This is a genomic window from Ruegeria sp. BHSA163, assembly GCF_059613365.1.
Window position 1 is genome coordinate 1 of the sequence record NZ_JBXWSJ010000037.1, and the last position, 12241, is coordinate 12241.

Annotated in this window: 16 protein-coding genes; 2 read left to right on the top strand and 14 right to left on the bottom strand. The window is 52.7% G+C overall.

All coding sequences use genetic code 11. The features are described 5' to 3' along the window. Together recO and AC2FNV_RS16265 are read right to left on the bottom strand one after the other, a co-directional pair. On the bottom strand, window positions 1-174 hold a 174-nt coding region (gene recO / locus AC2FNV_RS16260), incomplete at its 3' end, for a DNA repair protein RecO (protein WP_496773907.1). An 88-nt stretch (window positions 175-262) separates the two neighbouring features. Next, window positions 263-586, bottom strand: coding sequence for a SemiSWEET transporter (locus AC2FNV_RS16265; RefSeq protein ID WP_170608396.1), 324 nt, complete (start codon window positions 584-586; stop codon window positions 263-265). Between the two features lie 413 nt (window positions 587-999). Here AC2FNV_RS16265 and AC2FNV_RS16270 point away from each other — a divergent pair, with 413 nt between their 5' ends. After that, the gene (locus AC2FNV_RS16270) at window positions 1000-1650 is read left to right on the top strand and encodes an FkbM family methyltransferase (RefSeq protein WP_170608398.1); all 651 of its coding nucleotides are present in this window, start codon (window positions 1000-1002) and stop codon (window positions 1648-1650) included. Between the two features lie 92 nt (window positions 1651-1742). Here the strand turns inward: AC2FNV_RS16270 and AC2FNV_RS16275 are convergent, their stop codons facing one another. From AC2FNV_RS16275 to folK, 12 genes are all read right to left on the bottom strand, one after another. Next, window positions 1743-2072, bottom strand: coding sequence for a DUF1491 family protein (locus AC2FNV_RS16275; protein WP_170476889.1), 330 nt, complete (start codon window positions 2070-2072; stop codon window positions 1743-1745). After that, on the bottom strand, window positions 2069-2977 hold the full coding sequence (era, locus tag AC2FNV_RS16280; protein ID WP_496773908.1) for a GTPase Era: 909 nt from the start codon (window positions 2975-2977) through the stop codon (window positions 2069-2071). Before era ends, AC2FNV_RS16275 begins: the two co-directional genes overlap by 4 nt. A gap of 180 nt (window positions 2978-3157) precedes the next feature. Further along, window positions 3158-3838: a ribonuclease III gene (rnc, locus tag AC2FNV_RS16285; RefSeq protein WP_170476888.1), complete on the bottom strand. Its 681-nt coding sequence runs from the start codon at window positions 3836-3838 to the stop codon at window positions 3158-3160. Continuing rightward, window positions 3835-4674, bottom strand: coding sequence for a signal peptidase I (lepB, locus tag AC2FNV_RS16290; RefSeq protein WP_170608400.1), 840 nt, complete (start codon window positions 4672-4674; stop codon window positions 3835-3837). Before lepB ends, rnc begins: the two co-directional genes overlap by 4 nt. 59 nt (window positions 4675-4733) lie before the next feature. Beyond that, on the bottom strand, window positions 4734-5153 hold the full coding sequence (gene acpS, locus AC2FNV_RS16295) for a holo-ACP synthase (protein ID WP_170476884.1): 420 nt from the start codon (window positions 5151-5153) through the stop codon (window positions 4734-4736). 1 nt (window position 5154) lies between these two features. Then, window positions 5155-6132, bottom strand: coding sequence for an NADPH:quinone reductase (locus AC2FNV_RS16300; RefSeq protein WP_170608402.1), 978 nt, complete (start codon window positions 6130-6132; stop codon window positions 5155-5157). A 43-nt stretch (window positions 6133-6175) separates the two neighbouring features. Further along, window positions 6176-6799: a LysE family translocator gene (locus AC2FNV_RS16305; protein ID WP_170608404.1), complete on the bottom strand. Its 624-nt coding sequence runs from the start codon at window positions 6797-6799 to the stop codon at window positions 6176-6178. Beyond that, window positions 6796-7542, bottom strand: coding sequence for a pyridoxine 5'-phosphate synthase (locus AC2FNV_RS16310; protein ID WP_170608406.1), 747 nt, complete (start codon window positions 7540-7542; stop codon window positions 6796-6798). The genes AC2FNV_RS16305 and AC2FNV_RS16310 overlap by 4 nt, the downstream gene beginning before the upstream one ends. Next, window positions 7535-8233, bottom strand: coding sequence for a DUF2062 domain-containing protein (locus tag AC2FNV_RS16315; protein ID WP_170476876.1), 699 nt, complete (start codon window positions 8231-8233; stop codon window positions 7535-7537). The genes AC2FNV_RS16310 and AC2FNV_RS16315 overlap by 8 nt, the downstream gene beginning before the upstream one ends. 16 nt (window positions 8234-8249) lie before the next feature. After that, window positions 8250-10382 (bottom strand): RelA/SpoT family protein, encoded by a 2133-nt coding sequence (locus AC2FNV_RS16320; RefSeq protein ID WP_170608408.1) that lies wholly within the window; start codon window positions 10380-10382, stop codon window positions 8250-8252. A 26-nt stretch (window positions 10383-10408) separates the two neighbouring features. Next, on the bottom strand, window positions 10409-10762 hold the full coding sequence (gene rpoZ / locus AC2FNV_RS16325) for a DNA-directed RNA polymerase subunit omega (protein WP_170476872.1): 354 nt from the start codon (window positions 10760-10762) through the stop codon (window positions 10409-10411). Window positions 10763-10856: 94 nt separating this feature from the next. Next, window positions 10857-11426 (bottom strand): 2-amino-4-hydroxy-6-hydroxymethyldihydropteridine diphosphokinase, encoded by a 570-nt coding sequence (gene folK / locus AC2FNV_RS16330; RefSeq protein WP_170608410.1) that lies wholly within the window; start codon window positions 11424-11426, stop codon window positions 10857-10859. A gap of 137 nt (window positions 11427-11563) precedes the next feature. On the opposite strand from folK, the gene AC2FNV_RS16335 reads away from it, so the two are divergent. Then, a complete protein-coding gene (locus tag AC2FNV_RS16335; RefSeq protein WP_170608412.1) occupies window positions 11564-12139 on the top strand; it encodes a LabA-like NYN domain-containing protein in 576 nt (191 codons plus the stop codon). Window positions 12140-12241: the final 102 nt, after the last annotated feature.

Below are 12241 nucleotides of genomic sequence, written 5' to 3' on the forward strand. Positions count from 1 at the left end.
CCACAACAGATCCAATTGAGCTCCTGGCTGCAGAACAGGTGCAATTTTTCGACTTGTACCACCACGGACGACGCCTGCGTGTCTGCCATGAGACTCGGTAAAGACTTCGATGATCGCAGACGTTTCGCCGTGGCGGCGTGAGGTCAGAAGTATACCGTGATCGCGCCAGTCCAAGTCCTGTCCTATTCTGCTGGGGTGGTTCTTACTGATCTAGAAAACCGCAAAGCGTTCAACGCCGCAAGTCGGACGGCTTAGATCATGTTTAGAACGTAACACCTGCGTGCAGAAGGATACCAACAACCATGAGCGCATTGAGTACCATTGAAATGCCATTGCCTACATAAATCGGCAGTTTATTGACCATCAGACCATAGACGAACCAAAGAACCGACAATGCCGCATACAGCGACCACGTAACCAGTGATTGACCGGGCGCATGCTGTGAATGGGTGAAATAAAGCTTCGCCAGCTGTGGAAGTGTTGCAAAGGGTCCAACGACGCCGACGAACACCATGAATCCCTCAAAATGCTTCATAACCCGACCAAGGTCGGATTTGATGAACTTCTGACCAATTGAATGCAACAAAAGCGGTCCTCCCTTACTCGCTGTGTATTTTTTCTTTATGCGGCCCTGGCTAAAGAAACTCTCTGTTAAGGTACTTGGTTCGTGTAGCCAGACCAAGTTTTGATGGCAACATTTCGCAGAAATCTAGTCCGTAGGTTGCTGGCAACCACAAATCTACAGCAAGGTTTTTTGTGATGGCCGTAGATATGAATGCCGCCGTCGATCAATTGAGCGAATAATCTGGTTTCAGTAAGCAGCCCAAATGATATTAGGTTCTCCAGGAAACGTTTTCTGCAGGTACGAGACACGACTTTATGGAATGGCCCCACGATCTTCTTCGACAGATTTGCAACGATCCGACGACTCCGAAGAAAATTAAGCGGTTAATTCGACGCAACCTACGTCCTACCGAAGTTGACTACAAAGGTTGCCGAATGGAGGTCCATCCGTCTGACAATCATACCGAGTTTCTGATTTGGCAAAAAGGGAAAACGATGGAAGAACGTGCGTTAAACCACGTTTTGAACGGTCTGCCGGATCGCCCGATTACCGCCTATGATGTTGGTGCCAATGCAGGGGTTTATAGCCTTAGAATCGCTGCTATTGCTGTGCCTGGTTCTGCCATCCATGCGTTCGAACCAAATCCAACCATGCGCGCCAGACTAGAAAAGAATATTGCGTTGAACGGCTTCGACAGCATTCAGGTTCATCCTTGCGCCATTTCTGACGGCGCGGGCGAGTTGGACCTTTACGTTCCAGTCGACACAAATTTGGGCGAGGCTAGCTTAAGTAAACCCAAAAAAGGCGCTACACCTACTCGCGTCCAAGTTCGAAAATTAAGTGACTTTTTGCCTCCAGATAAACAAACGCCAATTGATTTCATAAAAGTCGATGTCGAAGGCCACGAAGATCGTGTCTTGGCGCCATTGTTGTCCGATATGCCGATTGCACAACTGCCAAAATCCGTTTTGTTTGAGGTCGAGCACAACAAGGCCTGGAAATCAGACCTTGGCAAATTGCTTACTAATACAGGTTACGAGTTGGATGCGAAATTCGGACGCAATGCGATCTATCGTTTAAAATAAACAGATTGGTTTCAATGCACCAAAACTTTGCCGTAGGACTTGAAGAGTTTCGAATTTATTGCTCCAAATCGCAGACGACTGGCAACCTGGAACTAATCCAGCCCCTCTTCCCCCAACATGTGTCGCCCCTGCCGATCTTCGACTTCGATCACCCAAAGGTCGGGGTCAAAACTACGTTGGCGTTGAATTGCCTGATCTACGTCCTTCTCGGGACCGTTGGACAACTCGATCCATTTGCGTTCACCGCTCATCAGGTCAAAGCTGCGTTGAAATGCCGTGGCTTGACCATCCAGAGTATTCAACTTGACCAAAACCGCACCAGCTGTGTCGTCGCCGTGGGCAACCACAAAGGCAGGAATTTCTTGAAACCGCAAACGCGCCAGGTAGGCGTGAACCCAGAATTCCGCCGTCAGTCGGGTCATGCGTTACCGTCTTTGAAGTCCAGTCCCATCTCCGAATAACGCTCGGATTCCTCTAACCAGTTAGGACGGACTTTGACCTGCAGGAACAGGTGGATTTTGCGGTCTAGAAATTCTTCTAACTCTGCACGAGCCGCTTGGCTTACCGCCTTTATCGTCTCACCCTTTTTACCAAGCACAATGCCTTTGTGGCCGTCCCGCATTACATAAATGACCTGATCAATTTTGGCTGACCCGTCCTTGCGTTCTTCCCAGTTCTCAGTTTCAACGGTTAGTTGATAGGGCAGTTCCTGATGCAGGCGCAGGGTCAATTTCTCACGCGTCATTTCCGACGCAATCATGCGCAAAGGCAGATCAGCGATTTGATCTTCGGGATAGAGCCATGGACCCTCTGGCAGCTGAGATGCCAGCCACTTGCGTAGATCATCCACACCGTGACCGCGTTCCGCCGAAATCATGAAAGTTTCGGAAAATGGATAACGTGCGTTCAGGTCAGATGTCAGCGCCAATAGCTTCTCCGACGGCACTTTGTCGATCTTGTTGATTGCCAGGGCAACCTTGCGGTTTTGCCCGATCTCCTCGAGGCCATCGAGTATATGTTCAACCCCTTCAGTGATCCCGCGGTGGGCTTCGACCATCAGGACCACGATATCAGCATCAGCCGCCCCGCCCCAAGCCGCTGCAACCATCGCCCGGTCAAGCCGGCGGCGCGGTTTGAAAAGTCCGGGAGTATCCACAAATATCAGCTGTGCATCGCCTTCTATTGCGACGCCACGGATTCGAGCCCGCGTGGTCTGCACTTTGTGAGTCACAATCGAAACCTTGGCCCCAACCATGCGGTTCAACAAAGTGGATTTGCCCGCGTTAGGCTCTCCGATTAGTGCTATAAATCCGGTGTGTTTGGTCATATGATATGCGATCCAGTTTGCAGGGCGCATCCCTATCCCAGAAAGCCGATACGGGCTAGAGGGTTTTGGAAAAGTATAGGTTTGGCCCATTGCCACCTTTTGGCGAGGCATCTTACGTCTGCCAAATCTTGATACGGCCGCCCGAGTTCATTTATCAAGTTGAGTGCCGTCGCACTTAGTTTACTTCGTCAGGGTTGTCAGCATCGCTTTAGCGGCCGCTTGCTCGGCAAGTCGTTTTGATCCTGCCGTTGCTTGCGCCTCGGTTCCATCTTGCAGACGCGCCGCAATAGTAAAGAGGGGAGAATGGTCCGGTCCGCTACGCGAAATTTCGACATAAGACGGCGGATTTTGTCCACGGGCCTGAGCCCACTCCTGCAGCGCTGTTTTGGCGTCACGCGCATCGGATTCGACATTACGAATCCGGTCGCCCCAAAGGCGCAAAATGACGTCGCGCGAGGCTTCAAACCCTGCATCACGATAGATGGCGGCAATGACTGCTTCCATTGCATCCCCCAGCAGTGCTTGTTTGCGGCGTCCACCTGACAACATCTCTGACCGTCCCAGTTTCAGAACAGCACCCAAATCAATCTGCCGCGCCACTTCTGCACACGCTTCTTTCCTCACCAACGCGTTAAATCGAGGAGCCAGTTGTCCTTCGGTGGCCTTTTGGTCCGCCTCAAGCAATGCCGAAGCCATTACAAGCCCAAGCACACGGTCGCCCAGAAATTCCAAACGCTGGTTGTCCGGTCGCGTAGGAGACGAAACTGACCCATGGGTCAATGCGCGGATCAAAAGCTTTGGGTTGCTGAACTCGTAGCCCAACCTCTTCTGGAAGGCTTTTATCTCGGTCGAAACACTCAATTGACCGCCTTAAAGAACCGATCGCCGCGCCAAGTCCAGAAAAACAACATCGAACGCCCCGCAGATGAGAACATGATCCGGTCCGCACGGCCGATAAGGTTGTCGTAAGGTACATATCCGACGCCGCCGACTGACTGCGGCAAACGGCTGTCAGCGGAATTGTCACGGTTATCACCCATAAAGAAGTAATGCCCTTCCGGTACTACGTACACACCTGTGTTGTCCGAACCCTGATTGCCAATATTCAGCACTTCGTACGAAACACCATTTGGCAAGGTTTCAATCGCGCGTGACTTTTCACAGACACCGCCAACACCAACCGGCCCGTTTTCACACCTTGGTCGAAGGCCTTGCGGTCCTTGCGGCTCTGCTGTTTCGGTAAATACGCCATCTGGTTCCTGCAGTAATGGTGTCCCATTTAAAGTCACGGTCCCATCACGCACCTGAATACGATCACCGGGCAAACCGATCAGCCGCTTGATATAGTCGCGGCCAGTGACCGGGTGGCGGAAGACTATAACGTCTCCGCGTTCAGGTTCCCCACCCCAAATCCGGGTATTGTCATCCCCTTGCATCCAACCACAGATATCTTCTGCGTCGATGTTCAATCCGACACTTGGGATGATAAGGCTTGGGCAGGACGCATAAGAATAGCCATAGGCCATTTTGTTGACGAACAGGAAATCACCAATCAGCAGTGTCGGTTTCATCGATCCCGACGGAATCCAGAACGGCTGAAAGAACAACGTGCGAAACACGCCTGCTATCAACAAGGCGTAGACGATTGTTTTGATCGTCTCCCAAACGGCGCTTCCTGATTTGGCTTCCTCGGCCATACTGCTCTCTCCGGTCCTTAAGTGGTTGGAGTGCTACATGCGGGGCGGGTCTTGGCAAGTCAAGGCTGCGCAACCGCTTCTTGAACGCGGCGAGCTTCGATCACCACAAAAGCCTGTGCCCAGGGATGATCGTCGGTAAGAGTTACATGTATGATTGCCTCGTACCCTTCTGGAGTCATTTCCTTCAGGCGCTCGGCAGCCCAACCAGTGACGTGCATAACCGGTTGACCTGTGCGCAAATTGGTTACCGCCATGTCTTTCCATGCAATCCCCATGCGCAAGCCAGTTCCAAGCGCCTTGGAACATGCCTCTTTCGCCGCCCAGCGTTTGGCATAGGTACCAGCGGTATCGTGTCGATATTCCGCTTTGCGCTGTTCGATCTCAGTAAAGACACGGTTGCGAAACCGGTCGCCGAACCGGTCAAGCGTACCCTGAATGCGGTCAATGTTCGCTAGGTCTGTGCCGACGCCCAGGATCAAGTCAAACCTCCAACACGACGGTGCCGAGTTTTTCCCCGGTTTCGACCTGAACATGGGCTTTGGCCGCGTCTGTCAGGTGCCCTCCCAAAACGACGGCGTGACCCAATGCCCTTTGCTCTAACCACTGGCTAAGTTGGTCCTCCCCTCGCCGACGCGCCGAGGCATCGAGTTGATATACGATAAGCATATGTAGGCGGATGTTTTTGAACATGAACCCGTAGAAATCCAACTCGGGCCGCATACGCGAAGCGGAAGCATAGCTTGCGATGGTTCCACCGGGGCGGATCAAAGAAAGTGACGCTTCCTGATTAGCCGCAAAATCCACCTCGATTATGCGATCCACACCTTCTCCGCCTGTAAGGTCAAAAACTGCTTCGGTGACGTCCTGTGTGCGATAGTTGATCCATTCAGCCGCCCCGGAATGGGCTGCCTTTTCTTCAGAGCTAACGGTGGTAATGACCCTGGCCCCACCCAGCGTAGCCATTTGACAGGCGTATCGGCCCACAGACCCTGCACCACCTGTGACCAAAACAGTTTTGTCAGCAATCGACCCGTCACAATATAACGCATACCAAGCTGTCATAGCGGGAATTCCGAAACACGCGCCTTCAGCAAAGCTGGTTGTGTCCGGCAGAAACACAGCTTGCTCTGACGGCAAGGCCACATATTCCGCCCCTGTTCCGAAAGCGCGTTGCCAGTGTGCGTTCCAGATCCAAACACGCTCACCGATCCTTGCGGCATCAACTCCTGCCCCAACAGCTTCGATCACCCCGGCGCCATCGGAATGAGGAATAACGACCGCGTACTGCATAGCCGCGCCGGGCCGTGCTCCGCCGCGCAGCTTTACATCTGAGGGGTTAATCCCTGACGCCTTGACGCGTACCAGAACTTCTCCGGGGCCGGGTGAAGGGACCGGCATATCGGTCACCTCCAACACATCTGCAGCAGGCCCAAATTCGCGATATGTAATAGCTTTCACACCGTCACCTCGTTTTGAGAAAATGTCTCATGAGCTAAGCTGCCTACGTCAGCCGCACCGTCAATATCTTATAGCTTGCAACACCAAAGAACCCGGCGAAGGCGAAGTCAAACCAACGGCGGGCGCGGCGATAGGCAAGAACCATGTGCTCGGACGAAAACAGGAAGGCGTATCCAATGAATATCAAAAGCGATCCCGCATAGAGCAAACCGAAATATCCGAGCAACATCAATAGGCTGGCTTCGTTCGGGGCAGCGATAGCATAGATCGAACCCCAGCTAAGGATCGCCTTGGGGTTAGTCAGGTGAATAGCCGCTCCTTTGGCGAAGATGGTGCCATACGAACCGGTAACCGGATTGCCCATCGCCACGTCATCTTTGCTCATAGCCCGACGTAACGCTTTGAGAGCCAACCAGCCCAAGTATGCAACCCCAACATAGCGGATCGCTTCGAATAACCATACGTTGGCAAGCATTATCGCAGACAAACCCAATGCTGCGGCGATGCCCCAAGCTGCCGAGCCCGCGCAAATACCAAGAGCGAATGCCAACCCAGCAGAGCGACCCTCATTCATGGCTGTTCCAGCGATACCCATGGTCGCTGGCCCCGGAGAACCCCCTGCCATTAACCAAGCCAACCAGATAGCCAAGAAAGTCGGTGTGATCATTTCCGAGCCTCGTCCATCAAACGACGCATTTCCACAATCGCTGGTGTCAGACCAAGGAAAATAGATTCGCCAATCAAAAAGTGCCCGATATTCAGTTCACGCACCTCGGGGAACGCAGCAACAGGCTTAACGGTGTCATATGTCAAACCGTGTCCTGCATGTACCTCCAGCCCCAAGGAATAGGCAAATGTCGACATGTCACGCAGCGACGCCAACTCACGCGCTGCTTCTTCTTCCCGGCCTTCCGCGAAAGCGTCGCAATACGCGCCGGTATGCAGCTCGATCACTTCTGCCCCAATCCTATGGGCCGCTTCGATCTGGCGTTGATCCGCGGCTATAAATATCGACACACGGCAGCCTACGTCGCGCAAGGGCGCAATAAAGTGGGCTAGCCTGTTTTCTTCTCGTGCGACGTCCAGCCCACCCTCGGTTGTACGTTCCTCTCGTTTTTCAGGCACGATGCAAACCGCATGCGGTTTGTGACGCAGCGCAATCTTTTGCATCTCATCTGTTGCTGCCATTTCGAAGTTCAACGGAACGGACAAAACCTCCATTAAACCGTCGATATCGGCGTCAGAGATATGTCGGCGGTCTTCTCGCAAATGCGCTGTGATCCCGTCAGCCCCAGCTTCTTGTGCTATTTTGGCTGCGCGCAGGGGGTCGGGATAATCTCCGCCCCGGGCATTACGGACGGTCGCGACATGGTCGATATTCACGCCCAGACGCAAATAGTTTTCAGACATCATTCGATTCCTTCTTGAACCCTGAGGCCGACCCTAATGCGTTCGTCAGGTGAGCGGCAGTCTCGGCCTGTGCCAAGCGTTTGATTTCTTCGAATTTCGCTTTGATCTTGGCCCGACGACGTTGTTGGTAGGTCCTAATCAATGGAAGGCTGAGGTACGAACAAACAGCCCCAGCCACAATTCCCGGAATTATCCCACCTATCATGTAGGGAAAGAAAACCTCATGGTAGAATATTTCCAGACCTCGCCAATCCGCTACGTCATCGGTGAACAAAGCGATTATGTTATTTTTTAAATCTCCAAGAGCATCTGCAAATTTGCCCATAAGCCCATGCGTAGCCCCTTCATCAAATTTGGTTCCCAAAATGAAATGTCCCGTCTGCAAACAAATTACACCGATGGGTACATAGGTTAATGGGTTGCCAAAAAATGTTCCGCTGAGAGCAGCCAGAATATTGCCGTTGATCAACCGTGCCAAAATAGCAGCGACTACAAAGTGGAGACCATAAAATGGAGTGAACGCTGCAAAAACCCCCGCCCCGACTCCCCTCGCTATTCGCTCAGGTGAGTCTGGCAACCGACGCACACGGTGTTTCACGTAGTGAAAGGCCCGGGTCCATCCGCCACGCGGATAGACGAATTCCGAAGCGATCTGGACAGGCGAGCGTCGATCTCGGCGCTTGAATACCACTCCTGATCACCCCTTCTCAGCTTGCCGCGATCTTCGTTTTCGCCCTGTCCCGATACCGTTCGACCGCAGCGACATCGCTTTCGGCTTCAAGCATCAGCATCAGAGAATGCAACTGTTCCAGATCGCGCAGCTCCACACTGATCTGCAAACGGTAAAAATCCGGTTTGCGGTCCACAAATACAAGGTTCGAGATATTGGCCTTTTTCTCGCCGATCAATGTGCAAATACGACCCAGCACACCGGCATCATTACCTATTGTTAGGTCCAAAGTAGCGCCATAGACTGCGGGGTGGGTTCCGGAATGCCAGTGCAAGTCAACCCATCGCTCAGGCTGTTCTTCGAATTCAGACAATCGATCGCAATCCATCGCGTGTACTACAACACCTTTGCCACGGTAGGTAATACCGACGATACGCTCACCTGGCAGCGGTTGGCAGCACGACGCCCGCTCAAATCCTTGCCCCGGCTCAAGTCCGATCACCGCGCGACGCAAGGGAATCGCATCGCCTTCATCTTTTGCAAGTTCCGGGTACACGGCCTCTATCACTTCATGCGCAGTCAACTCGGCGCTGCCCAAACGAGCCAACAGCTCTTTGCTGTCTTTTAGACGCAGATGCTTTGCAGCTGTGTCCAATGCCTTGTCGGTAGCTTTTCGACCGACGTTTTCGAAACCGGCACGTGCCAGTTCCCTTCCCAGTTTGATAAAGCGTTTACGGTCAACTTCTCGCAAGGCCCGACGGATGGCGGTACGGGCTTTACCGGTAACTGCAATTTCCAGCCATGTGACCTGCGGCGTTTGACCGTCTGCAGTGATGATATCCACCGACTGACCGTTTTTAAGACGAGTCCACAGCGGCACCCGAATGCCGTCCACTTTCGCCCCTACGCAGGCATGGCCGATACGTGTGTGAATAGCATATGCGAAATCAATTGGTGTCGCTCCACGCGGTAATTTAACGACGTCGCCTTTTGGGGTGAAACAGAACACTTGGTCCGAATACATCTCAAGCTTGACCGCTTCGAGAAAATCTTGGTGATCCTCTTCGCTGTCAAACTGCTCCGTTAGGCTCGATATCCACTTTGCAGGGTCCACGGCGAAAGGGTTTTCTGAACGCACGCCGTCCCGGTAAGACCAATGTGCCGCAACACCCGTTTCAGCGACGTCATGCATTTGTCTGGTACGTATCTGAACTTCGACCCGCTTTCCGTCACGGCCTGATACTGTGGTGTGAATGGACCGATAGCCATTCGACTTTGGTTGACTGATATAGTCTTTGAAACGTCCCGGCACCGCGCGCCATCGCTGATGGATCGCGCCGAGAGCCCGATAACAGTCTTCTTCCGACCCAGTGATAATACGGAACCCGTATATATCAGACAGTCGCGAAAAACCCTGATCCTTTTCCTGCATCTTGCGCCAGATCGAATAGGGTTTTTTTGCTCGACCGAACACCTCGGCCTCGATACCAGACTTTTCAAACTCATGACGCATGTCACCGGTAATCCGGTGGATCACATCCCCAGTTTCCCTTTGAAGCGTAATGAACCGGCGAATGATCGATTGTCTGCCCTCTGGATTAAGAACGCGAAAAGCCAAGTCTTCCAACTCTTCACGCATCCATTGCATGCCCATGCGGCCAGCAAGCGGCGCATAGATATCCATCGTCTCGCGGGCTTTAACCACCTGTTTTTCAAGCCGCATCGCCCTGATCGTGCGCATGTTATGCAAACGGTCAGCAAGCTTTACGAGAATTACCCGCAAATCTTTGGACATTGCCATAAACAGCTTGCGAAAATTCTCAGCCTGCTTGGTCTCTCGGCTAGAAAGTTGCAGATTGGTAAGCTTCGTGACGCCATCGACCAGCTTGGCGACTTCGTCGCCAAACAACTCAGCTACTTTACCATAATTGGCCTTGGTGTCTTCGATTGTGTCGTGCAGCAAAGCAGTGATGATAGTCGCATCATCCAGACGTTGCTCTGTCAGTATGGCAGCCACGGCAACCGGGTGGACGAAGTAAGGCTCGCCTGAGTGCCGAAACTGTCCATCATGCATCTGCTTACCGAACTCATAGGCCCGGGCGATGCGTTCCGCGTTAGTTTTGGGGTTGTAGTTGCGGACCAGCGCAATCAGGTCGTCAGCAGAAATCATCCGGTCCGCACCTTCGTAGTTTGGGCTTACCCCTGGCCCTGCGCCTCCATCAGAGCGCGCAGGAGCTTTTCTTCGGACATGTCATCATCAACGGGTTTGTCCGATTCGGCCCCCATCAAAAGCGCCATCTGATCTTCTTCAGGCTCATCGACCTCGATCTGGGTCTGGTTGGCTTCGATCAGCCTCTCACGCAGTTCGTCCGCGCTTTGGGTTTCGTCAGCGATTTCACGCAATGAAACAACGGGGTTCTTGTCGTTGTCGCGGTCCACGGTGATCGAGGCACCAGCGGAAATTTCGCGCGCTCTGTGGGCGGCAAGCATAACCAGTTCGAACCGGTTCGGGACCTTGTCTACACAATCTTCAACCGTAACGCGGGCCATGGGGTGCTCTCCGTAATTGAATCCGTGGCAGGAAGACGTTTATCTAAGGCCGATTGTCCGGCTTGACAAGCGAGAAATGCCCTAATTTCTCGGTTCACAAAGGTACAATAGCTGCAACATCTTCGTCGGGAAGATCCGCAATCATATCAAGAACCGTTTTATCCAGCACCGGATGGTGCCATTCTGGGTCAACATCAGCCATCGGCACCAACACAAATGCTCTGTCCTGCAGACGGGGATGCGGCAAGATAAGACGTTCCGGAACTTGCTGAATCTGCGCTGAGGCAGGCAAATTCCTCCAATGATCGTATTCACTCTGGTTGGGCAGCACTAAAGCGTCCCAGCTGACCAAATCAAGGTCCAATGTACGCATACCCCATCGCAGAGAACGCTCGCGCCCGAACTCTCTTTCGATATCGTGTAACACCCCCAGTACCGTGTCCGGAGTTAGATCTGTTTCCACCGAAATGGCGGCGTTAACATAGTCTGGCCCAGCGCCCGCGGGAAAACATGGTGTCGAAAAAAAGCGACTCTGGGACCGAATCACCAAACCCGAGTCGCGCATAGCAATGATTGACTGTTCAAGGGTTTCCCTTGGCCCATTTCCTCTCAACTTGAGATTTGCACCAAGCGCTATTACCGCTTTTGAGCATGTTTTTTGCATGTTTTACCCCATATTCAGTCCAGAGCATACTTGCGATAAAAGCCAGAACATTTATTTTAGGTACACCATCGCTCCGACCAAATTTTTTACACTCACGGATATCACGGCGCGATGGCTTATACCGAAAGGGACTATTTATGTTTTATAAGGACGAACGGCTAGCGCTGTTCATCGACGGCTCGAATCTTTATGCGGCCGCAAAAGCTCTGGGTTTTGACATAGACTACAAGTTGCTGCGTCAGGAATTCATGCGCAGAGGTAAACTCCTCAGAGCCTTCTACTACACAGCGCTTCTGGAAAACGACGAGTATTCTCCTATCCGTCCGTTGGTTGACTGGCTGCATTACAACGGCTTCACAATGGTCACCAAACCGGCCAAGGAATACACCGACAGTATGGGGCGTCGGAAAGTCAAAGGAAATATGGATATCGAATTGACCGTTGATGCCATGGAGCTGGCACCGCGGGTCGATCATATCGTGCTGTTTTCGGGTGACGGGGATTTCCGCCCGCTTATAGCTAGCCTGCAACGTCAGGGCGTACGGGTTTCCGTCGTCTCGACGATACGCAGCCAACCGCCCATGATCTCAGACGAGTTGCGCCGGCAAGCCGACAACTTTATCGAACTGGAAGACCTTCGCGATGTCGTTGGACGACCTCCTCGGGAAGAGCCCGAGGAAGCGCGCGGTATGATGGCTGCAAACGGGGAATAAACAAGCCCGTCGCTTTCGCTAAAAATTTAGAAAAGATGCGGTCAGGTTCCGGGGAGAACCTGGCCGCATTTCATTAACGATAATCACCTTCTGAAATACAGA

What these genes read in the sequence shown, in the direction of transcription:
- AC2FNV_RS16270 (WP_170608398.1), top strand. Translation starts at nt 1,000, where the DNA reads ATGGAGGTCCATCCGTCTGACAATCATACCGAGTTTCTGATTTGGCAA.
- AC2FNV_RS16275 (WP_170476889.1), bottom strand. Translation starts at nt 2,072, where the DNA reads ATGACCCGACTGACGGCGGAATTCTGGGTTCACGCCTACCTGGCGCGT.
- era (WP_496773908.1), bottom strand. Translation starts at nt 2,977, where the DNA reads ATGACCAAACACACCGGATTTATAGCACTAATCGGAGAGCCTAACGCG.
- lepB (WP_170608400.1), bottom strand. Translation starts at nt 4,674, where the DNA reads ATGGCCGAGGAAGCCAAATCAGGAAGCGCCGTTTGGGAGACGATCAAA.
- AC2FNV_RS16305 (WP_170608404.1), bottom strand. Translation starts at nt 6,799, where the DNA reads ATGATCACACCGACTTTCTTGGCTATCTGGTTGGCTTGGTTAATGGCA.
- AC2FNV_RS16310 (WP_170608406.1), bottom strand. Translation starts at nt 7,542, where the DNA reads ATGTCTGAAAACTATTTGCGTCTGGGCGTGAATATCGACCATGTCGCG.
- AC2FNV_RS16320 (WP_170608408.1), bottom strand. Translation starts at nt 10,382, where the DNA reads ATGATTTCTGCTGACGACCTGATTGCGCTGGTCCGCAACTACAACCCC.
- rpoZ (WP_170476872.1), bottom strand. Translation starts at nt 10,762, where the DNA reads ATGGCCCGCGTTACGGTTGAAGATTGTGTAGACAAGGTCCCGAACCGG.
- folK (WP_170608410.1), bottom strand. Translation starts at nt 11,426, where the DNA reads ATGCAAAAAACATGCTCAAAAGCGGTAATAGCGCTTGGTGCAAATCTC.
- AC2FNV_RS16335 (WP_170608412.1), top strand. Translation starts at nt 11,564, where the DNA reads ATGTTTTATAAGGACGAACGGCTAGCGCTGTTCATCGACGGCTCGAAT.